This window comes from Acinetobacter sp. NEB 394 (assembly GCF_013374795.1).
Taxonomy (GTDB): Bacteria; Pseudomonadota; Gammaproteobacteria; order Pseudomonadales; family Moraxellaceae; genus Acinetobacter; species Acinetobacter johnsonii.
The window spans coordinates 371,345-394,140 of the sequence record NZ_CP055277.1; the positions used below are offsets into that span (position 1 = coordinate 371,345).

Annotated in this window: 5 protein-coding genes and 2 pseudogenes; all 7 read left to right on the forward strand. The window is 44.5% G+C overall.

Going from position 1 to position 22,796, the window contains the following annotated elements; genetic code table 11:
- Positions 1–8 precede the first annotated feature (8 nt).
- The 7 genes and pseudogenes from HUK62_RS18940 (at position 9) to tnpB (HUK62_RS01720) (ending at position 22,752) form a co-directional block, all read left to right on the forward strand.
- Positions 9–19,292, forward strand: coding sequence for a VCBS domain-containing protein (locus HUK62_RS18940; RefSeq protein WP_228723725.1), 19,284 nt, complete (start codon positions 9–11; stop codon positions 19,290–19,292).
- 184 nt (positions 19,293–19,476) lie between these two features.
- Positions 19,477–19,644 (forward strand): annotated as a pseudogene (locus HUK62_RS01695) (transposase); the annotation flags it as partial.
- Between the two features lie 85 nt (positions 19,645–19,729).
- Positions 19,730–20,113 (forward strand): transposase, encoded by a 384-nt coding sequence (locus tag HUK62_RS01700; RefSeq protein ID WP_004691518.1) that lies wholly within the window; start codon positions 19,730–19,732, stop codon positions 20,111–20,113.
- Positions 20,110–20,445, forward strand: coding sequence for an IS66 family insertion sequence element accessory protein TnpB (gene tnpB / locus HUK62_RS01705; RefSeq protein ID WP_176536922.1), 336 nt, complete (start codon positions 20,110–20,112; stop codon positions 20,443–20,445). Before HUK62_RS01700 ends, tnpB (HUK62_RS01705) begins: the two co-directional genes overlap by 4 nt.
- 74 nt (positions 20,446–20,519) lie before the next feature.
- Positions 20,520–22,166 carry an IS66 family transposase gene (locus HUK62_RS01710; protein WP_176538428.1) on the forward strand — a complete coding sequence of 549 codons (1,647 nt, stop codon included), beginning with the start codon at positions 20,520–20,522 and terminating at the stop codon, positions 22,164–22,166.
- Positions 22,167–22,195: 29 nt separating this feature from the next.
- Positions 22,196–22,420 (forward strand): annotated as a pseudogene (locus tag HUK62_RS01715) (IS66 family insertion sequence element accessory protein TnpB); the annotation flags it as partial.
- Complete coding sequence (gene tnpB, locus HUK62_RS01720) at positions 22,417–22,752, forward strand: IS66 family insertion sequence element accessory protein TnpB (protein WP_176536923.1); 336 nt, start codon at positions 22,417–22,419, stop codon at positions 22,750–22,752. The pseudogene HUK62_RS01715 and the gene tnpB (HUK62_RS01720), both read left to right, overlap by 4 nt.
- The last annotated feature ends 44 nt before the right edge of the window (positions 22,753–22,796 follow it).

The following is a 22,796-nucleotide window of genomic DNA, read 5'->3' on the forward strand; positions in this document are numbered from 1 at the left end:
CACAGAACATGACAAATTTTATTGTAGTAGAAAAAGATTCTTTAAATAAAGTATCTATCAACACGCAACATATCACTTTAACAGAAGCATCAATTGTCCATACCAAAATGCATCGTAATGATGTAGCAGAGTTTTTACGTGATGGCAATAACCTGATTTTAAAGTTAAATAATGGTGAAACTGTCCTTATCGAAAACTTCTTTGTCGTATATGACAAAGTTGATTCTGATCTGGTTTTTGAAGAAGATGGTTGTATCTTATACTGGTTTGATGGTGTTTCTGGTTTTAAGGGAATACCTGGGCTTGAGGTCTTATTACCTGCTAGTGCGGCAGGTGGGTCTTTACTGCCATGGATTATTGGTGGTGGTGCTGTTATTGGTGGCATCATTGCAGCCGCAGGAAGTGGCGGTGGAGGGGATAAAAACGCATGGCCAATCGCCGTTAAGGATGAAATTACAGGTGTTGAAGATACCCCAGTTAATGGCAATGTTTTAACTAATGATCGTGATCCTGATGGAAACGCAATCACAGTTACTCAATTTGTTGTGGAGGGTAAAAGCTATAATGCAGGCCAAACCGTTACAATTGATAAAATTGGCGAGCTAACGCTCAATGCCGATGGAACTTATCACTTTGTCCCTGCGACTAACTGGAATGGCACCGTTCCAACAGTTACTTATACAATTAGTGATGGCCAGGGTGGAACCGCTTCAGCGGAATTGGTAATCACAATTACACCTGATGCAAATCCTTCGATTAGCATAAAAGATGAAAATGGCGGCAGTGAAAATCCGAACAATACTACTGATACATTAATTGAACAGGGGCATGTTACTGTATATGAACAGGGTTTAACTGATACATCGGGTTCAAATAAAGAAACGGGTAGTATTACGATTGGGGCTGGTGATGGCGTAAAGTCTGTTACGGTTGGTGATACCAATATTTTGCTAACAGATCTGGAAAATGCCTCAACTACACCGATTATTATCAACACGCCTCATGGCAAGATCATCATTACTGACTATACGCCAAATGGTCAGGAATTTAATGGCGTATCTACGGGTGGCACCATTACTTATGAATATGAACTAGATCAACCTGTTACCAACGATGCATCACACACTGATAACTTTCTGGAAGAAGTCGGTATATCTGTGACAGATCAAAGTAATATTGTGAGCAGTGGCAGTCTAGTCATTAGCATTATTGATGATGCACCACTTGCCAAAAACGACATCGATAATGTGGCTGCTAATCAATTTACCCCTGAAACTGGAAATGTACTGACGGGTGTTGGTACGAGTAGTGGGGCTACAGGTGCAGACAAAATTAGTGCCGATGGAGTGAGCATCTCCACAGTGGTTAGTGATAATGTATCTGCTAACGTGGTAACAGATGATGGCACAACGCTGACGATCGAAGGGCAGTATGGTACTCTAATACTCAATAAGACCACAGGTGAATATAGTTACGAGCGTCATGAAGGTACGCCGGGCGGTGTAAATGAGGTATTTACTTATACATTGGTTGACGGTGATGGGGATAGCTCAACAGCTAGCTTGACATTAGTCATTGGCAATAGTGCGCCTCTTGTTACGCTTCCTTCGAGCGATGGAGAGAGTACCAAAGTCTATGAATCAGGTTTGAATAATGGTGGCTCTAAAGCATCTACTGATAAGGAAACAACAAGCGGTACAATTGCTTTTACCTCTCCAGATGGTTTGGCTTCTCAAGATGCAGTGAAGTTAGGTGGACATACCCTAACGACAGCAGATCAAACATTCTCGGATGGTTTAACTGCACGCTATGAATACAATTCGGCAACTGGTACAGGTACTATCCACTATAGCTACACACTTCCTGCGAATACGTCAGGTGATAATACCAATGCAACATTTGCAGTGGAAGTGACAGATATCGATGGCGATAAAACAGCTTCGGGTGATCTGGTTATTAATATTATAGATGACGCACCTGTTGCGAAGCCTGACACGAATAGCATTACAGAAGACAGCGTACCTAATCCAGTCAGTGGCAACGTACTGACAGGAGGCGTATCTAGTGGAGATACAGCTGATACCCAAGGCGCAGACAAAGCTAACGTCAGTGGAGTACAGGCTGGAACAGTTGCGTCAGGTGAACACGTAGCAAATGGCGCATTGAATACAGCAGTGAATGGAGAATACGGAACATTAATTCTCCGTGCTGACGGTAGTTACACCTACCAATTAAATAATAACAATACGGATGTAAATGCCCTTAAAGATAACCAAAGCCTCCAAGACGTATTTAGCTACACCATTACCGATGGAGATGGAGATAAATCGACAGCGACCATTACCATCACCATTAACGGACATACCGATGGCGCACCTAACGTGGTTATCACTGATCATAATGGATCAGCGCTTGGTGCGAACAGCATTGCCGAAAATGCAACGACCCCAGTACAAGGCGAGTTTACCGTCAACGCAGCAGATGGACTGAAATCTATCACGATTGGTGGCACGACCATTCTGACCAGCGAACTCTTGGGTCTATCCCCGACCACACCACAAACAATCATAGGTACACAAGGAACACTGACCCTTACCGACTATGATCCAGTAACAGGCAAAGTCAGTTATAGCTACCAACAAAGTGGCAGCAGCAAAGACCACAGCGGTGGTGATACTAGCGTAAGCGATACTTTCCCAATTGTAGTGACAGACAATGCCAATGAAAGCTCAGCAGCGACGAATCTGGTCATTCTCATTACAGATACTGCCCCAGAAGCGAAAGCTGACACAGGCACAGTGACAGAAGACGGTACAGCACTTGAAGGAAACGTGATCACAGGTGTTAGTAGCAATAGTGCAGATGTTGCTGACCGTTTAGGTGCAGATGCAACACAAGTGACAGGAGTCAGCAAAGGAAGCTCAACAACAGAACAAACAGATAATGTTGGTGGAACAGGACTTGCAGGTGACTACGGCACACTGATACTCAATAGCGATGGTAGTTACAGCTATACCGTTGACCCAAATAACGCAACCGTGAATGCATTAAAAGATGGAGGCAAGCTCACAGAAACATTTAGCTACACCATTAAAGATGCAGATGGGGACTGGAGTACCACGACATTAACCATCACCATTAACGGACATACCGATGGCCTACCAAGCATTACACCGAACGATCAGAACGGTAGCAGTGTTGGTGGTCAGATTACAGTGTATGAAAGTGGTCTAAGTACAGGTAGCAATGCAAGTGCAGCGAGCGAATCTGCCAGTGGAACGATTCAGATCAATGCAGGAGATGGCTTAAGCAGTATTAACATAGGCGGACAGACCTTTAGCCTTTCACAATTACAATCACTGAGTAGCAGCAACCCATCGGCAGCGATCAACGTCGCTGGTGGAACCATCGTTCTAAATGGTTTTACGGCAAATAGCAGTGTAGGTGGTATCCCAACTTCAGGTAGTTTGAGTTATACCTATACTTTGAACAATGCCCAGACACATAGCGCTGTTGGAAATGATGATTTACTTCTGAGTGGCATTCCACTGAGTGTCACAGATGCAGGAGGGGTAACCACAACAGGTAGTCTGGTTGTACAAGTGATTGATGATGTTCCAACTGCTGTGGCAGATACTGGTAGCCTTAGTGAAGGTGGTGTGCTGAGCGTACTTGCTGCTGACGGTGTATTAAAAAATGATACTGCTGGCGCAGATGGTTGGGTGAATACTGGTGCAGTGGTTGGTGTGGTATCGGGTGATACTGCAACGAACAGCGCTGGTGGCGTTGGAGGCAGGATAGATGGCCAATATGGCTATATCACTTTAAATGCCGATGGCAGTTATACCTATGTATCAACCGCTGATGCAGTAACAGCTGATGCACAGGATGTATTTACTTATACGGTACGTGATGCGGATGGTGATTTAACTCATTCAACGCTTACGATTAATGTGGCAAATGTCAATCTAACACCAGCCCCAATTAGCAAGACTGTCAATGAAAGTGGTCTTGCGGGTGGTTCAACTGCGGGTACTGGTCATACCGTAACAGATATAGTGAACCTACCATCCGAGGTCAAAGCAGTACCCGTTACTAATGGTTCGACTCAATATGGGACGTTCAGCATTGATGAAGATGGTCACTACACATACACACTGACTAAACCATCAAATGGCGATAATGTTGAGGATACGTTTAGCTATACAACTAAGGATGCTCAGGGCAATAGTACAACGAATACCGTAACGATTACGATTATAGATGACGCACCTGTTGCGAAGCCTGACACGAATAGCATTACAGAAGACAGCGTACCTAATCCAGTCAGTGGCAACGTACTGACAGGAGGCGTATCTAGTGGAGATACAGCTGATACCCAAGGCGCAGACAAAGCTAACGTCAGTGGAGTACAGGCTGGAACAGTTGCGTCAGGTGAACACGTAGCAAATGGCGCATTGAATACAGCAGTGAATGGAGAATACGGAACATTAATTCTCCGTGCTGACGGTAGTTACACCTACCAATTAAATAATAACAATACGGATGTAAATGCCCTTAAAGATAACCAAAGCCTCCAAGACGTATTTAGCTACACCATTACCGATGGAGATGGAGATAAATCGACAGCGACCATTACCATCACCATTAACGGACATACCGATGGCGCACCTAACGTGGTTATCACTGATCATAATGGATCAGCGCTTGGTGCGAACAGCATTGCCGAAAATGCAACGACCCCAGTACAAGGCGAGTTTACCGTCAACGCAGCAGATGGACTGAAATCTATCACGATTGGTGGCACGACCATTCTGACCAGCGAACTCTTGGGTCTATCCCCGACCACACCACAAACAATCATAGGTACACAAGGAACACTGACCCTTACCGACTATGATCCAGTAACAGGCAAAGTCAGTTATAGCTACCAACAAAGTGGCAGCAGCAAAGACCACAGCGGTGGTGATACTAGCGTAAGCGATACTTTCCCAATTGTAGTGACAGACAATGCCAATGAAAGCTCAGCAGCGACGAATCTGGTCATTCTCATTACAGATACTGCCCCAGAAGCGAAAGCTGACACAGGCACAGTGACAGAAGACGGTACAGCACTTGAAGGAAACGTGATCACAGGTGTTAGTAGCAATAGTGCAGATGTTGCTGACCGTTTAGGTGCAGATGCAACACAAGTGACAGGAGTCAGCAAAGGAAGCTCAACAACAGAACAAACAGATAATGTTGGTGGAACAGGACTTGCAGGTGACTACGGCACACTGATACTCAATAGCGATGGTAGTTACAGCTATACCGTTGACCCAAATAACGCAACCGTGAATGCATTAAAAGATGGAGGCAAGCTCACAGAAACATTTAGCTACACCATTAAAGATGCAGATGGGGACTGGAGTACCACGACATTAACCATCACCATTAACGGACATACCGATGGCCTACCAAGCATTACACCGAACGATCAGAACGGTAGCAGTGTTGGTGGTCAGATTACAGTGTATGAAAGTGGTCTAAGTACAGGTAGCAACGCAAGTGCAGCGAGCGAATCTGCCAGTGGAACGATTCAGATCAATGCAGGAGATGGCTTAAGCAGTATTAACATAGGCGGACAGAACTTTAGCCTTTCACAATTACAATCACTGAGTAGCAGCAACCCATCGGCAGCGATCAACGTCGTTGGTGGAACCATCGTTCTAAATGGTTTTACGGCAAATAGCAGTGTAGGTGGTATCCCAACTTCAGGTAGTTTGAGTTATACCTATACTTTGAACAACGCCCAGACACATAGCGCTGTTGGAAATGATGGTTTACTTCTGAGTGGCATTCCACTGAGTGTCACAGATGCAGGAGGGGTAACCACAACAGGTAGTCTGGTTGTACAAGTGATTGATGATGTTCCGACTGCTGTGGCAGATACTGGTAGCCTTAGTGAAGGTGGTGTGCTGAGCGTACTTGCTGCTGACGGTGTATTAACAAATGATACTGCTGGCGCAGATGGTTGGGTGAATACTGGTGCAGTGGTTGGTGTGGTATCGGGTGATACTGCAACGAACAGCGCTGGTGGCGTTGGAGGCAGGATAGATGGCCAATATGGCTATATCACTTTAAATGCCGATGGCAGTTATACCTATGTATCAACCGCTGATGCAGTAACAGCTGATGCACAGGATGTATTTACTTATACGGTACGTGATGCGGATGGTGATTTAACTCATTCAACGCTTACGATTAATGTGGCAAATGTCAATCTAACACCAGCCCCAATTAGCAATACTGTCAATGAAAGTGGTCTTGCGGGTGGTTCAACTGCGGGTACTGGTCATACCGTAACAGATACAGTGAACCTACCATCCGAGGTCAAAGCAGTACCCGTTACTAATGGTTCGACTCAATATGGGACGTTCAGCATTGATGAAGATGGTCACTACACATACACACTGACTAAACCATCAAATGGCGATAATGTTGAGGATACGTTTAGCTATACAACTAAGGATGCTCAGGGCAATAGTACAACGAATACCGTAACGATTACGATTATAGATGACGCACCTGTTGCGAAGCCTGACACGAATAGCATTACAGAAGACAGCGTACCTAATCCAGTCAGTGGCAACGTACTGACAGGAGGCGTATCTAGTGGAGATACAGCTGATACCCAAGGCGCAGACAAAGCTAACGTCAGTGGAGTACAGGCTGGAACAGTTGCGTCAGGTGAACACGTAGCAAATGGCGCATTGAATACAGCAGTGAATGGAGAATACGGAACATTAATTCTCCGTGCTGACGGTAGTTACACCTACCAATTAAATAATAACAATACGGATGTAAATGCCCTTAAAGATAACCAAAGCCTCCAAGACGTATTTAGCTACACCATTACCGATGGAGATGGAGATAAATCGACAGCGACCATTACCATCACCATTAACGGACATACCGATGGCGCACCTAACGTGGTTATCACTGATCATAATGGATCAGCGCTTGGTGCGAACAGCATTGCCGAAAATGCAACGACCCCAGTACAAGGCGAGTTTACCGTCAACGCAGCAGATGGACTGAAATCTATCACGATTGGTGGCACGACCATTCTGACCAGCGAACTCTTGGGTCTATCCCCGACCACACCACAAACAATCATAGGTACACAAGGAACACTGACCCTTACCGACTATGATCCAGTAACAGGCAAAGTCAGTTATAGCTACCAACAAAGTGGCAGCAGCAAAGACCACAGCGGTGGTGATACTAGCGTAAGCGATACTTTCCCAATTGTAGTGACAGACAATGCCAATGAAAGCTCAGCAGCGACGAATCTGGTCATTCTCATTACAGATACTGCCCCAGAAGCGAAAGCTGACACAGGCACAGTGACAGAAGACGGTACAGCACTTGAAGGAAACGTGATCACAGGTGTTAGTAGCAATAGTGCAGATGTTGCTGACCGTTTAGGTGCAGATGCAACACAAGTGACAGGAGTCAGCAAAGGAAGCTCAACAACAGAACAAACAGATAATGTTGGTGGAACAGGACTTGCAGGTGACTACGGCACACTGATACTCAATAGCGATGGTAGTTACAGCTATACCGTTGACCCAAATAACGCAACCGTGAATGCATTAAAAGATGGAGGCAAGCTCACAGAAACATTTAGCTACACCATTAAAGATGCAGATGGGGACTGGAGTACCACGACATTAACCATCACCATTAACGGACATACCGATGGCCTACCAAGCATTACACCGAACGATCAGAACGGTAGCAGTGTTGGTGGTCAGATTACAGTGTATGAAAGTGGTCTAAGTACAGGTAGCAACGCAAGTGCAGCGAGCGAATCTGCCAGTGGAACGATTCAGATCAATGCAGGAGATGGCTTAAGCAGTATTAACATAGGCGGACAGAACTTTAGCCTTTCACAATTACAATCACTGAGTAGCAGCAACCCATCGGCAGCGATCAACGTCGTTGGTGGAACCATCGTTCTAAATGGTTTTACGGCAAATAGCAGTGTAGGTGGTATCCCAACTTCAGGTAGTTTGAGTTATACCTATACTTTGAACAACGCCCAGACACATAGCGCTGTTGGAAATGATGGTTTACTTCTGAGTGGCATTCCACTGAGTGTCACAGATGCAGGAGGGGTAACCACAACAGGTAGTCTGGTTGTACAAGTGATTGATGATGTTCCGACTGCTGTGGCAGATACTGGTAGCCTTAGTGAAGGTGGTGTGCTGAGCGTACTTGCTGCTGACGGTGTATTAACAAATGATACTGCTGGCGCAGATGGTTGGGTGAATACTGGTGCAGTGGTTGGTGTGGTATCGGGTGATACTGCAACGAACAGCGCTGGTGGCGTTGGAGGCAGGATAGATGGCCAATATGGCTATATCACTTTAAATGCCGATGGCAGTTATACCTATGTATCAACCGCTGATGCAGTAACAGCTGATGCACAGGATGTATTTACTTATACGGTACGTGATGCGGATGGTGATTTAACTCATTCAACGCTTACGATTAATGTGGCAAATGTCAATCTAACACCAGCCCCAATTAGCAATACTGTCAATGAAAGTGGTCTTGCGGGTGGTTCAACTGCGGGTACTGGTCATACCGTAACAGATACAGTGAACCTACCATCCGAGGTCAAAGCAGTACCCGTTACTAATGGTTCGACTCAATATGGGACGTTCAGCATTGATGAAGATGGTCACTACACATACACACTGACTAAACCATCAAATGGCGATAATGTTGAGGATACGTTTAGCTATACAACTAAGGATGCTCAGGGCAATAGTACAACGAATACCGTAACGATTACGATTATAGATGACGCACCTGTTGCGAAGCCTGACACGAATAGCATTACAGAAGACAGCGTACCTAATCCAGTCAGTGGCAACGTACTGACAGGAGGCGTATCTAGTGGAGATACAGCTGATACCCAAGGCGCAGACAAAGCTAACGTCAGTGGAGTACAGGCTGGAACAGTTGCGTCAGGTGAACACGTAGCAAATGGCGCATTGAATACAGCAGTGAATGGAGAATACGGAACATTAATTCTCCGTGCTGACGGTAGTTACACCTACCAATTAAATAATAACAATACGGATGTAAATGCCCTTAAAGATAACCAAAGCCTCCAAGACGTATTTAGCTACACCATTACCGATGGAGATGGAGATAAATCGACAGCGACCATTACCATCACCATTAACGGACATACCGATGGCGCACCTAACGTGGTTATCACTGATCATAATGGATCAGCGCTTGGTGCGAACAGCATTGCCGAAAATGCAACGACCCCAGTACAAGGCGAGTTTACCGTCAACGCAGCAGATGGACTGAAATCTATCACGATTGGTGGCACGACCATTCTGACCAGCGAACTCTTGGGTCTATCCCCGACCACACCACAAACAATCATAGGTACACAAGGAACACTGACCCTTACCGACTATGATCCAGTAACAGGCAAAGTCAGTTATAGCTACCAACAAAGTGGCACCAGCAAAAACCACAGCGGTGGTGATAGCAGCGTAAGTGATAGTTTCCCAATTATAGTGACAGACAATGCCGATGAAAGCTCAGTAGCGACTGATCTGGTCATTCTCATTACAGATACTGCCCCAGAAGCGAAAGCTGACACAGGCACAGTGACAGAAGACGGTACAGCACTTGAAGGAAACGTGATCACAGGTGTTAGTAGCAATAGTGCAGATGTTGCTGACCGTTTAGGTGCAGATGCAACACAAGTGACAGGAGTCAGCAAAGGAAGCTCAACAACAGAACAAACAGATAATGTTGGTGGAACAGGACTTGCAGGTGACTACGGCACACTGATACTCAATAGCGATGGTAGTTACAGCTATACCGTTGACCCAAATAACGCAACCGTGAATGCATTAAAAGATGGAGGCAAGCTCACAGAAACATTTAGCTACACCATTAAAGATGCAGATGGGGACTGGAGTACCACAACATTAACCATCACCATTAACGGACATACTGATGGCGTACCAAGCATTACACCGAACGATGAGAACGGAAACAATGTTGGTGGTCAGATTACAGTGTATGAAAGTGGTCTAAGTACAGGTAGCAATGCAAGTGCAGCGAGCGAATCTGCCAGTGGAACGATTCAGATCAATGCAGGAGATGGCTTAAGCAGTATTAACATAGGCGGACAGACCTTTAGCCTTTCACAATTACAATCACTGAGTAGCAGCAACCCATCGGCAGCGATCAACGTCGCTGGTGGAACCATCGTTCTAAATGGTTTTACGGCAAATAGCAGTGTAGGTGGTATCCCAACTTCAGGTAGTTTGAGTTATACCTATACTTTGAACAATGCCCAGACACATAGCGCTGTTGGAAATGATGATTTACTTCTGAGTGGCATTCCACTGAGTGTCACAGATGCAGGAGGGGTAACCACAACAGGTAGTCTGGTTGTACAAGTGATTGATGATGTTCCAACTGCTGTGAATGATAGCAATAGCATTCCTGTAGGTAGTTTGGCAGTAGTTACTGGTAATGTGGTCAGCAACGACACGAAAGGTGCAGATGGCGCACGAGTAACTACAGTAAAATCAGATACTGCTGGTGGGGCAGATGTCACGATTAATCCAGTTGGAAACTATCAAGTTAGTGGTCAATATGGCACATTAACGATTCATTCCGATGGTAGCTATAGTTATGCACGTAATGCAGGTTCAGCTGGTGGTGTAAGTGACGTATTTACTTATACTTTAACGGATGGCGATAACGACAAAGCAACAGCACAATTGACAATCACTATTGCTGATGCAACCCCGACCAGCACAATACCAACGGCTGGTGGTGCAACAACGACAGTCTATGAATCTGGTTTAAATGGTGGTACAGAAGCTTCAACTAATAAAGAAACCACCAGTGGCACAATTAGCTTTACCTCTCCAGACGGTCTGGCAGTCAGTGATGCAATCAAGCTGGGTGGGCATACTTTAACTACCACGAATCAGAGCTTTTCAGATGGTCTAACTGCGCGTTATGAATACAATGCAGCAACTGGAACGGGGACGATTTATTATAGTTATACCTTGCCTGCAAAAACGAGTGGCGATAATACAACAGCTACTTTCGCTGTTGAAATCAAGGATGCTGATGGAGATAGTGCAACAGCAGGGAATTTGGTTATCAATATTGTTGATGATGCACCAATCACCGTAGCGGATACAGGAAGTGTTACAGAAGGCGCGCTTTTGACCAAAGATGCAGCCAGTGGTGTACTTTCTAGCGACCAGTCAGGCGCAGATGGTTGGGCTATAGGTGGCGGTGTGGTCGGTGTTGCTAAAGGCAATACAGGTACAACTTCGAGTACTGGAGTAGGAACAAGCATCACAGGTGATTATGGTACGCTTACATTAAATGCCAATGGTAGTTATAGCTATAAAGCGGATCCAAACAAAATAACAGCCAATGCACAGGATGTATTTACTTATACAGTGCGTGATGCGGATGGTGACTTAAAAACATCTACCCTTACCATTAATGTGCAGGACGTTACAGCCAATCCATTAACTACAGTGGGTAGCGTACGTGAGGATGGGATCGATGCCAATGGTACTCAGCCTGCGGGAACAGATGCGAGTAGTTCTAGCAATATTATTAATGGTGATTTGAATCTACAGACGGGTTGGACAGCACAAGCAAAAACAGGCACTACAGCAAATGGAACGTATACCGTCAATTCAGATGGTACTTATAGCTTTACTTTAACTTCAGCAACCAAAGATTTAGCAGGCAATGAAACCAATAGCTTCACTTACACTGCTGTAGACCAATATGGCAATACGGTCACCAATACCGTAACCATTAGCATTGTTGACGATAAACCTAAAATCAGTGAGAACGATGCAAATGTTGGTCGTGTAACTGTTGATGAAACTAATTTTGTCTCAGGTTCTGTTTCTGCAACAGATGCTAATTTTGTCAAAGATGTATTCACCCCTGTGTATGGTGCAGATGGTCAAGCTACAAGTAATGCGTTGATTTATGCACTTAACATTAGTTCCAATGGTGTGGATAGCGGATTAGATACCACCAGTGGCCAAAATGTCTTGCTGTATAAAGTAGGTAATCAGATTGAAGGACGTGCGGGTAGTGCATCAGGCGATGTGGTATTTCGTATCTCCATTGATCCGACCACGGGCGCTGTTACCTTAACTCAATCAGAAGCACTTAAACATCCAGTGGGTGGTTCTTCTTATGATGAAAGTCTTTCTATCAGCAATGCAGGTTTAATTACCCTAACTGCAACTGCTACAGATGGTGATGGTGATGCGGTCACCAGTGATCCTGTTGCGGTAGGTGATCGTTTTATCTTTAAGGATGATGGGCCATCAATTGGTTCTGCGCCAGCAGTAACTTCTGTAGATGAAAAAGGTCTAGCGACAGGAAGTGAACCAAACACATCGTTACTCACCGCAGAAGGCAATTTGAGTGTGAGTTATGGTCAGGACGGTTCAGGTAATGGCGGTGGTTTAAGCTTTGCTGCAAATCAAACTGCTTTAAAGGCAGTGCTAGATAGTACAGGTAATAGCGGTATAAGCTTTAGTATTAATGCGGCAGGTAACGTACTGACAGCCACGCGTGGCGGCAGTGATGTGTTCAAAGTCACTTTGGATACGACTACAGGCAAATATACCTTTGAACTATTGGGTTCATTAAACCATCCAAGTCATACTACACCATTGAATCTGAATTTTGACTTTATTGCCAAAGATGGTGATGGCGATACGGCATCTGGTAGTTTCGTTGTTCAAGTGATTGATGATGCACCAAAAACTGAGATTGTGATCACGATGGATGAGGATCATAGTTATGGTCCGTTCACCACCTCAGCTGATTCACGACTTGAGAATATTACCATTCAGGATGCGAATGGTAATACCATTGCTGGAACAGATAACGGTAATGGAAGCAAAAGTTTCAGTGTTGCACATGGCACTGTGACTGTAGATGAGGCTGGTCGAATTACTTATAAACCTGCCGATAACTATAGTAACTATGATGGAAGCTCTTCGACCAGTCCCGATACATTTAAAGTACTAGTTACTGATGACAGTGGGCAAACCACAACAACCAATGTGACTGTAAATGTAAATCCAGTCGCAGATGCACCAAATTTAGCCGGAACAACGGGTGTGGGTGGTAATGTAACACTAGCAAATGTGACTACGAATGAAGATACGGCTGTTATATTGGGTCTGAAAGCACCACGTGTAATCGATGCTATTGATCAAAATGGCAATACAACAACGGGTGATAGCCCAGAACGTCTAGGCATGATTACCTTAAGCGGTATTCCTGCTGGCGCAGCGCTCTTATCTGGTACTGATGCTACATTATTCACATCGAATGGCGGCAATATCTCCATTTGGTTAACCGATGTTAATCATCCGACTGATGAAACCAAACCAGCAAATGCTTTGGAGATGACGTCTGCTGAGTTTGAAGCATTAAAGGTTTTACCACCTGCGGAAAGTCATGCCAACTTTACCGTAACGGTAAGTGTAACCAGTTATGAAGTTAACGATAGCGGTACTAAAGTTTCTGGTGTTAACGGTGCAACCAGTACTGCAACAGTCGTGGTCAATGTTCAGGCGGTTACGGACGGTATCGATCTGAAAATTTCAGATGGCAATAGTTTTGTTGATACAAGCAGTGCAGCACCTGTGGTTCAAACCATTGCGGAAGATACTGCACTTAATTTGACTAATTTGTTGCAAGTGACATTGGCGACTGGTGGCGATGGTAATTCGATTGCCGACACCGATGGTAGTGAGCAACGCTGGATGACCATTACGGGGTTACCAGCAGGTACAACCTTAACTGTAAGTGGACAGCCTCACACCATTACTGCAACAGAATCGTCGAATGGATATCGAATAGACATTCCAAATAATTACAATGGCGTTTCACCAAGCTTACCATCGATTACAGTGACACCACCAAAAGACTTTAGTGGTGACATTAACAATATCCAGATCACGCTACATGCGCAGGACCAAGATAGTGATGGTGTAGGTAATGGGCCGACTACTGGAACTGAAATTACTGACAGTGTTTATTTAAATCTACATGTTACGCCAGTAGCAGGTGATGTCGCAGCAGGTGATGTTTCTACCAATGAAGACACAGCAGTTGCTTTCCTGCAAAATGTAAGAGTGACGGATACGACTACTGGTACAGAAGTCATTACACAAGTCGCATTTGAAATTCCGACAGGTTGGGTCGTGACTGCTCCAACCAATAACGGAGGATGGAGTATTAGTGGAGATGGTTCGAGCAGCTCTCCATATACCATCACTTTTAACAGCAATGTGACTGAAGCAGACCGTGAAGCTATATTGGATGGTTTCACAATTTTGCCGCCAGCACACAGTAGTGTAGATGCAACCATTCAAGTAAGTGTAACATCAACTGATACCAATGGTTTGGATACAGATACCCAGACTAAAACTTTGCCAATAAAAGTCACTGTAAATCCTGTTGCTGAAATCGTGGGTAATCTTCCTGGTTCAGGTGATTCTGATAAAGATGGTACAGCTGACCTGACCATGACAGGTGGTCACAGTTACACGACAGCAGGTGCAGAAGACACATGGTATACACTGGGTACTGAGAGTAGTGGATTTAACCTTGCCAATGGCTGGACGAATCAGGACGCAGATGAACTGACTTATGCACATTTAACGCCTGAGTTAGTTTCAGGGGATAGCTATGCGACAGTCATCGGATCACAATTCAAATGGACAGTTTCTGGTGTTGACTATACTGCAACTTATACAGGCACACCAATTGATGTACCTGTTAGTGCATTGTCAACATTACAGTTCTTGGCTCCTGAAAATGTATCGGGTACCTTTAAAATCAAAGTTGAAGCTTATACAGTAGACTATGATGATGACAATGAAGGGACGGGTACACCAGCGACAGCAGTATCAGGTGAAGCTTGGTTAGAAGGTATTATCATCGCACCTGTTGCTGATGGTATTAATACCTTGTCATTAAATGGTCGTGCGATTGGTTTGGAAGATACGCCAATCCCACTGTCTATTACGCCAAGAAGTTCTGATCCATCAGAAACCTTTAATATCACCATTTCAGATATTCCTGCTGGTGCAAAAATTATCTATGGCGGCGTAGAACAAACGATTACTAACGGTTCAGTCACGATCTCTAACTTTAGTACATCTACGCCACTGACGATTACTCCACCTTTTAACAGCAATGTAAACTTTACCTTAAGTGTTACTGCGACGGCGACGGATGGTAGCGTCACATCTGCTTCATCTAGTCCGCTCTCTATACTTGTTACAGTTTATGGTGTAGCAGATACACCGACAATTACCTTAAAAGATTATGACAGTAATCAGCCTGGTGTACAGTCTTATACAACCACTGAAGCTAATCTGGATGGTACTGCCCAGCATAAAGTGTCACTCTCTAATTTGATTGAAAATGTTTCATCGATTGATAATACAGATGGCTCAGAAAGCTTTACCCTTCGTATTACAGGCTTAGCCAAAGATTTCAATCTGGGTGGACCAGCCACTGTTTTGGTCACTGGCACAGGTGAAGAACGTGTCTGGGTGATTAAACCAACAGATTTAGATCATGTATTTATCACAGTACCAGAGAATTACAGTGGCAATGTGAATTTCAAAGTTGCAGGCGTTTCTACTGAAAATGATGGTGATTCCAAAACTGGTGCATTAACTGATGTTAATTTCACAGTGACACCTTCTGCCGAAGCAGAAGCAACGACCAGTGCGACACTGGTTGAAGATGAAATTACGACCCTGAATTTTGGCATTGTTCATGTAAATGGTGACAATGACGAAACTTTGGGACATGTTTGGATTGCACAGGATCAGGCGGCAGGTGCAAAATATACTTTATATCTAGGTACAGGCACATCGGCTGCTCTCTTAAGTAATGCAAACTTACCAATCAAAACCATTGATGGGGTGAACTACTACGAATTGACTGCTGAACAAGCTCAAACCTTGGCAGCTAAAGGTGGTGATCAGCTTGATGGTGATCAGGGCTTCTTCACTTATAAATATGAAGTGACCGATAAGCATTATGGTTCGGTGCAAACCGCACCAGCGGACACGGTGGTTAAAGATGGAGAATTAAAATTAACGGCGAGTGCAGTTACCGATGCTGTTGAGTTATCTGTTACTAGTATTTCTGGAATAAGCAATACCACTTCATCAGATCAACATGCAGATGATGATGCTACTCCAGACACCGCAACACTGACTGCAACGGATACTGTGACCGTTAATCTGAACGTCGCTTCGATTGACCATGATGGCAGTGAACACGTGGTTCGTATCTTGATCGAAAATGTGCCAGAGGGTGTAACTGTACAAGGTGCAAATGTTCAACAGATAGGTGCTGGTACATGGGTACTGGTCTATCAGGCAAATAATGCACCTTCAATCGACGCACAGGGTGGTATTGATGTACCAGTCACTTTCAAGATTGGTTCCGACGCGGGTGGCTTAACAGACCATCCGATTAAGATAACTGTACAGACACAAGATCTAGGGTCTGATTTGACTGCTATAACAGACATCAAATCTGATTCAGTGACATGGTATCTAAATACAGATTTTGCTGAGGCTCCAGGCAGTAAAGCACCGCTTATTGACCAATGGCAATATAATGGTGCATCTGCTAAGGAAGATACACCATTTAAATTAAGCGATGTGGTAGATCAAGCCATTACCATTCAGGATAATTCGGCAAGCAATTTGTTTACTGTCACCTTGAAAGATTTACCAGCAGGTACAATCGTCAATGGTAAGGTACAAACCATGATCGATACAAATAATGATGGTAACCCTGATACCCCAGTATGGACAGCAAGTGTTACGGTAGATCCGAATGCCACTGATGACGAAGCCGAAGCTGCTTTGCTAAATCTGTTAGAGAGTATTGTGATCACGCCACCAGCAGACTGGAATGATAATGGTCAATCTGGACAGTTCCATTTCGTTGCGACACTTACGACTTCGGTCTTGGGTGGCACTACCGAAGAGGCAACGATTCAAGACATGACGATTCCAATCGCTCCTGTGACGGATAATCCGATATTCACCATGTCTGGAGATAGTATGGTGGGTGAGGGTGCGACAGCAATCACAAGTTCTATTACACTCGACCCTGCCGATGGAAGTTTTGGTAAGGTTGTCGATGGTAAAATGTATGTGCAAGTCAATGCTGCTGATACAACCGATGCCATGGAAGGTGGTCAGCTATACATCACGGGTAGTACAACACCACTTGATTTACAAAGTGTAGATATTGATGGTGATGGTATAACTGATGGTGATTTCTACGTCATTGACATTGGTGAAAATGGCGGAACAGTAGACTTAACGTATACCATGCCAAATGGTGAGAAAACTGTACCAGGTAATGTATCATTTACTGCTTATGCAAACGTACAAGAAGACGGTGCAGATGTTAAAGCAGTCAGTGTCACGGGTTCTGTGGAAGTTCAACGGATCAATAATGGTGTAAATGTTGTTTCACAAAACTTTATTGGTAATGAGTCAGAACTGGCAACTAAAGCCAATGCAATTGAGCTGACTGGTGCAGGTGGACTAAGCGTGAGTTTGAACGATTCAGATGGTTCAGAGTCTTATGGTGCAATTTTGCTATCTGATGTTCCAAATGGCTTCTTGGTTTATGTCGGAAATGATGCGGCATCCGCAACGCTTGCAAGTAATGCAGGTGGTGATGGCACAACCAACACTTGGGTACTCTCAGAAAGTGGTGGACTACCAGCTTATGTTGCGATATTACCGCCGATACACTGGAGTGGTACTGTTGAAAACTTACAGTTGGTTGTAACTTCTGGTGAAAGTAGCTTATCTCCTTTAACTGAAACCAAAGACATTGGAGATTTGGTGGTTAATGCCGTAGCCAATGGCGTTGATATCAAACCGACTTTAACTTTCGGTAAAGAAAATGAGATTATTCCACTTAACCTGAATGCATCGATGCATGATCCAAAAGTTTCAGAAGTTGCAAATGACAGCAGTACTGAAACTATGACCATTAAACTCACAGGTCTGGGTCAATATGCCTCTTTTTATATCGATGGTGTACAGATTTCATCTAGTCAAATTACAGTAAGTGGAACTGGATCAAGTACGACTTATACCATTACAGGTTTAACCCAAAGCAATATAGATAAGTTAGGCTTTAAACAGGCGAAAGCAGCTTTAACTGATCAGGATTCAACGACTACAGGTACACAAATCGGGGTAGAAGCATGGACAGTTGAAAGTGGTGTTGGAAATAGTGAATCTGCTCATGTTTTTACGAACATTACTGTAAATATGACGGCCCAACAGGCTACAACAGGTAATGATACCTTGCTATATACAGCAAGTAGTATTAATGCTGGAGCAGGTACAGATACGATTCAGCTCCGTTCTGGTGAAACTGTATCAGGTGCTACTTTGGCAGTAAATCTGAAGAATGTTGAAGTGCTGGATTTGTCTGTAAATGGAGCAAATAATATCACTAGCCTGACAGCATCACATGTATTGACCATGACTGATGCGGCACATACCTTGAAGATCAATGGTACTACTGAGGATATTGTTGGACTTGGTTCAGGCTGGGAACAAAGTGCAACCAATAATGGTTATGTGACATACATCAGTACCGTATCGGGTACGGCTGTCACTTTGCTGGTGAGTGAAAATGTTCGTACCCAATCTGGAGTAAATCCATCATCAGCGAGAAGCTTCAGCGTAGCTGAAACCAGTTCGGATGATGTGATTGTGGCCAAAGCGGGTAACGATACCATTACGACGGGTCAGGGTCACGATACATTGATTTATAATGTGCTAGATGCGAGTGATGCCAAAGCGGGGCATGGTATTGATCATTGGACAGATTTCGGTTTTGGTTCTACCGCAACAGATAGCAATGCCGAAACGATTCAATTCTCATCAGAATTCTTTAATGATTTGCTTAGTGATAGTGATTTGACATCATCTCATCTTTCACAAGTCGAAAAATTCATTAAGGTTGACTATGATGCAGCAACTGAATCTGCAACCGTGAAAGTAGATCGTGATGGTGAAGCAAATGGTTCAAATTATCAGGATCTTTTGGTCTTAGAACATCAAACTTCGAATGTAACGCTTGCAGAGCTGTTAAATAATCATCAAATTACGATTGGCTAACTTATCGTGTTGATGAATAAAAGTTGCCCCATCCGTGGGGCAATTTTTATGCTAGATGTGAATAATTTCGCTAAATCATTTAATGGCAAAACAAAATTGTAAGCATCCGGCTAACACAGCCTTACCAAGCGATCCTATAAGCCTTAATTTAGTCCCCACCTAAAAACAAGTGGGGACTTAATCCATGAACATGGATATATATTCAGCAACACCTCCTATTGCTAAAAAACGCAGAACATACAGCAAAGAATTCAAACTCAGTATTGTCAATGCCTGCAAAAATCCTAATACCTCGATCGCTTCGGTCGCACTGCAACATAGTATTAATGCCAACCTTGTCAGTCGTTGGATGTAAGCGTCCGCTGAACACACCTTATGAATTCATCCTATAAGCCTTAATTTAGTCCCCACTTAAAAACAAGTGGGGACTAAAATTTATGACTACAAATCACCAGACATCCATCGCATCTCTTGCGAAAAAACGAAGAACATACAGTGCTGAATTTAAACAGCAGATCGTTCAGGCTTGTAAAGCACCGGACGTTTCAATTGCTTCGGTCGCTTTGCAACATGGATTGAATACAAATCTTGTATCCAAATGGATTCGCTTAATTGATGCTAAGCCAGGGAATGATCGCTCACCACTACCGAATAAACCTGCATTTATTGCCTTATCTTGCTCTGCACCATTAGATCCTACTCCTACTGACATGTTAACGGTTCAAATTACTTTACCCCACTCAAAAGCAGAAATTGGCTTGAAATGGCAAGTATCAGAAATATCTGCTTTAGCAGAATTACTCAAGGCACTTGCAACATGATCCGCATTGATGAAATCTGGCTTTCTAGCCAACCTCTGGATATGCGAGCAGGGATGGATACTATCATGGCTCAGGTGGTGAGAGCCTTTGGCTACATTAAACCGCATTGTGCTTACCTGTTCTGTAATAAACGTGGCCATCGCATGAAAGTGCTGGTACATGATGGACTGGGCATCTGGCTGTGTGCCCGGCGGCTGGAACAGGGAAAATTCCACTGGGCGCAGGTTCACCAGGGTGAAAGCATGGCGATCAGTCCGGAACAGTTACAGGCACTGATCCAGGGTTTACCTTGGCAGCGCATTGGACGACAGCAGGTGGTGACGATGCTCTAAACCAGGCTGTTCCATTCTGCTATTCTCCAAACGTTCTATTTCATTCTTCTCATGACCTCAGGCATACTGCGGTCATGAATACGCTGCCTGACTTAAGCCAACTGACCCATGAACAACTGCTGGAATTTACCAGACAGTTGGCAATGCAGCATCAGTCTCTGGCACAATCAAATCAAGAATTAGAAAAATCAAACCAACAATTAGATACCAAAGTTCAGCATCTTGAAGTATCCAATCAGCAATTAGATGCTCAAGTTCAACATCTTTCCATTCTCAATCAAAAATACGAGCATGAACTTGCGCTGTTTAAAAAGCACAAATTCGGCAGTAAAAACGAACATCTCACCGCAAAACAAATCCATCTCTGGGATGAAGCGGTCGAAGAAGATATTGCCGCGGTTGATCTAGAACTGGAACGGCTAAATGCAGATAAAACCAATGCAGCGACACAGAAAGCCAAAACCAATAAACCTAAACGTCGACCACTGCCAGATCATCTACACACCATCCGTATTGAGCATGAACCTGCATCAACCCAATGTGCTTGTGGCTGCCAACTCCGTCGTATCGGCGAAGATGTCAGTGAAAAACTGCATTTCAGACCGGCACAGTTCTATAAGGAACAGCATGTGCGTGGTAAATGGGTCTGTGATCAGTGTGACACTCTGACTCAGCAAGCGATGCCCGCCTATGTGATTGATAAAGGCATTGCTTCACCTGAATTGCTCAGCCATGTGCTGGTATCGAAGTATGCCGATCATTTGCCGCTGTACCGTCAACGTCTGATCTATCAGCGGGCGGGAATCGAACTTTCTAGATCAACTTTATCTGACTGGATAGGTCGCTGCGGTGTAGAACTGGAACCTCTGGCCAATGCCTTAAAAGAGGTGGTACTACAACAGCGGGTGCTGCATGCAGATGAAACACCGGTCACCATCATGCGGATGGGTGAGAATGATAAAAAACCGAAGAAAGGTTATGTCTGGGCCTATGCCACTACACAGTACAATCCAGTTCAGGCGGTGATCTATGACTTTCAGGATAGTCGTTCAGGCCAGCATGCTGCAGAGTTCTTGAAAGGCTGGCAGGGCTATCTAGTCTGTGATGATTACAGTGGTTATAAAGCACGTTTTAAATCAGGCCAGGTGATTGAGGTGGGGTGCATGGCCCATGCACGTCGTAAATTCCATGAACTGCATGTAACTGGGAAAAGTCAGGTTGCTGAACAGGCCTTAGTGCTGATTCAGAAACTGTATGCGATAGAAGCAGAACTCAGGAAAAAGACCGATGGTACAGCGGAAGACCGCCGCGAATACCGACAACAGCATAGTCAACCAGTGATGCAACAACTATATGAATGGCTCAACCAACATCATCTGACAGTGCCATCGAGTTCTCCTACCGCCAAGGCTATCAATTACACTCTGAAGCGTTGGCCAGCCTTAAGCCGCTATCTGGATGATGGCAATCTACCCATTGACAATAACTGGGCAGAGAACTCAATGCGCCCCTGGGCCTTGGGACGAAAGAACTGGCTATTTGCAGGTTCGCTGCGCAGTGGCCAACGAGCAGCCAATATCATGACTTTAATCCAGTCAGCAAAGCTGAATGGGTTGGATCCGTATGCCTATCTCAGTGATGTGCTGAAAAGGCTGCCGACACACAAAGTGACCCAAATTGAAGAATTGCTGCCACACTGCTGGAAACCTAAATCGAATTAAAATTGGTATGGGATTCAGCGGACGCTTACCGTTGGATCAGGATCCTCAGCCATCATGATGGTGCCGTGCAGGATCCTACTCATGTGAATCCAGCATTTATTGCTTTGCCTTACACTGCTGCAATCAGCCAACCTATTGATGAGAGGATCACGTTGTGTATCACCGTGCCTCATACGAATAATGATATTCAGCTAAAATGGCAGACATCAGAAATACCTGCCTTGGCAGAATTACTCAAGGCACTGGCAACATGATCCGCATTGATGAAATCTGGTTGTCTACCCAGCCCATGGATATGCGAGCAGGAATGGATACTGTCATGGCTCAGGTGGTGAGAGCCTTTGGCTACATCAAACCGCATTGCGCCTACCTGTTCTGTAATAAACGTGGTCATCGTATGAAAGTGTTGGTACATGATGGACTGGGCATCTGGCTGTGTGCCCGGCGTTTGGAACAGGGTAAATTTCACTGGGCTCAAGTTGACCAAGGTGAAACCGTGGCCCTCAGCCCGGAACAGTTACAGGCATTAATCCAAGGTTTGCCCTGGCAGAGAATTGGATTGCAGCAAGTGGTGAATATGCTCTAAACCAAGCTCGACCATTCTGCCATCCTCCAAACGTTCTATTTCAT

Bases quoted from the DNA above. Each gene is read 5' to 3' on its own strand.
- HUK62_RS18940 (WP_228723725.1), top strand. From the start codon at position 9: ATGACAAATTTTATTGTAGTAGAAAAAGATTCTTTAAATAAAGTATCT.
- HUK62_RS01700 (WP_004691518.1), top strand. From the start codon at position 19,730: ATGACTACAAATCACCAGACATCCATCGCATCTCTTGCGAAAAAACGA.
- tnpB (WP_176536922.1), top strand. From the start codon at position 20,110: ATGATCCGCATTGATGAAATCTGGCTTTCTAGCCAACCTCTGGATATG.
- HUK62_RS01710 (WP_176538428.1), top strand. From the start codon at position 20,520: ATGAATACGCTGCCTGACTTAAGCCAACTGACCCATGAACAACTGCTG.
- tnpB (WP_176536923.1), top strand. From the start codon at position 22,417: ATGATCCGCATTGATGAAATCTGGTTGTCTACCCAGCCCATGGATATG.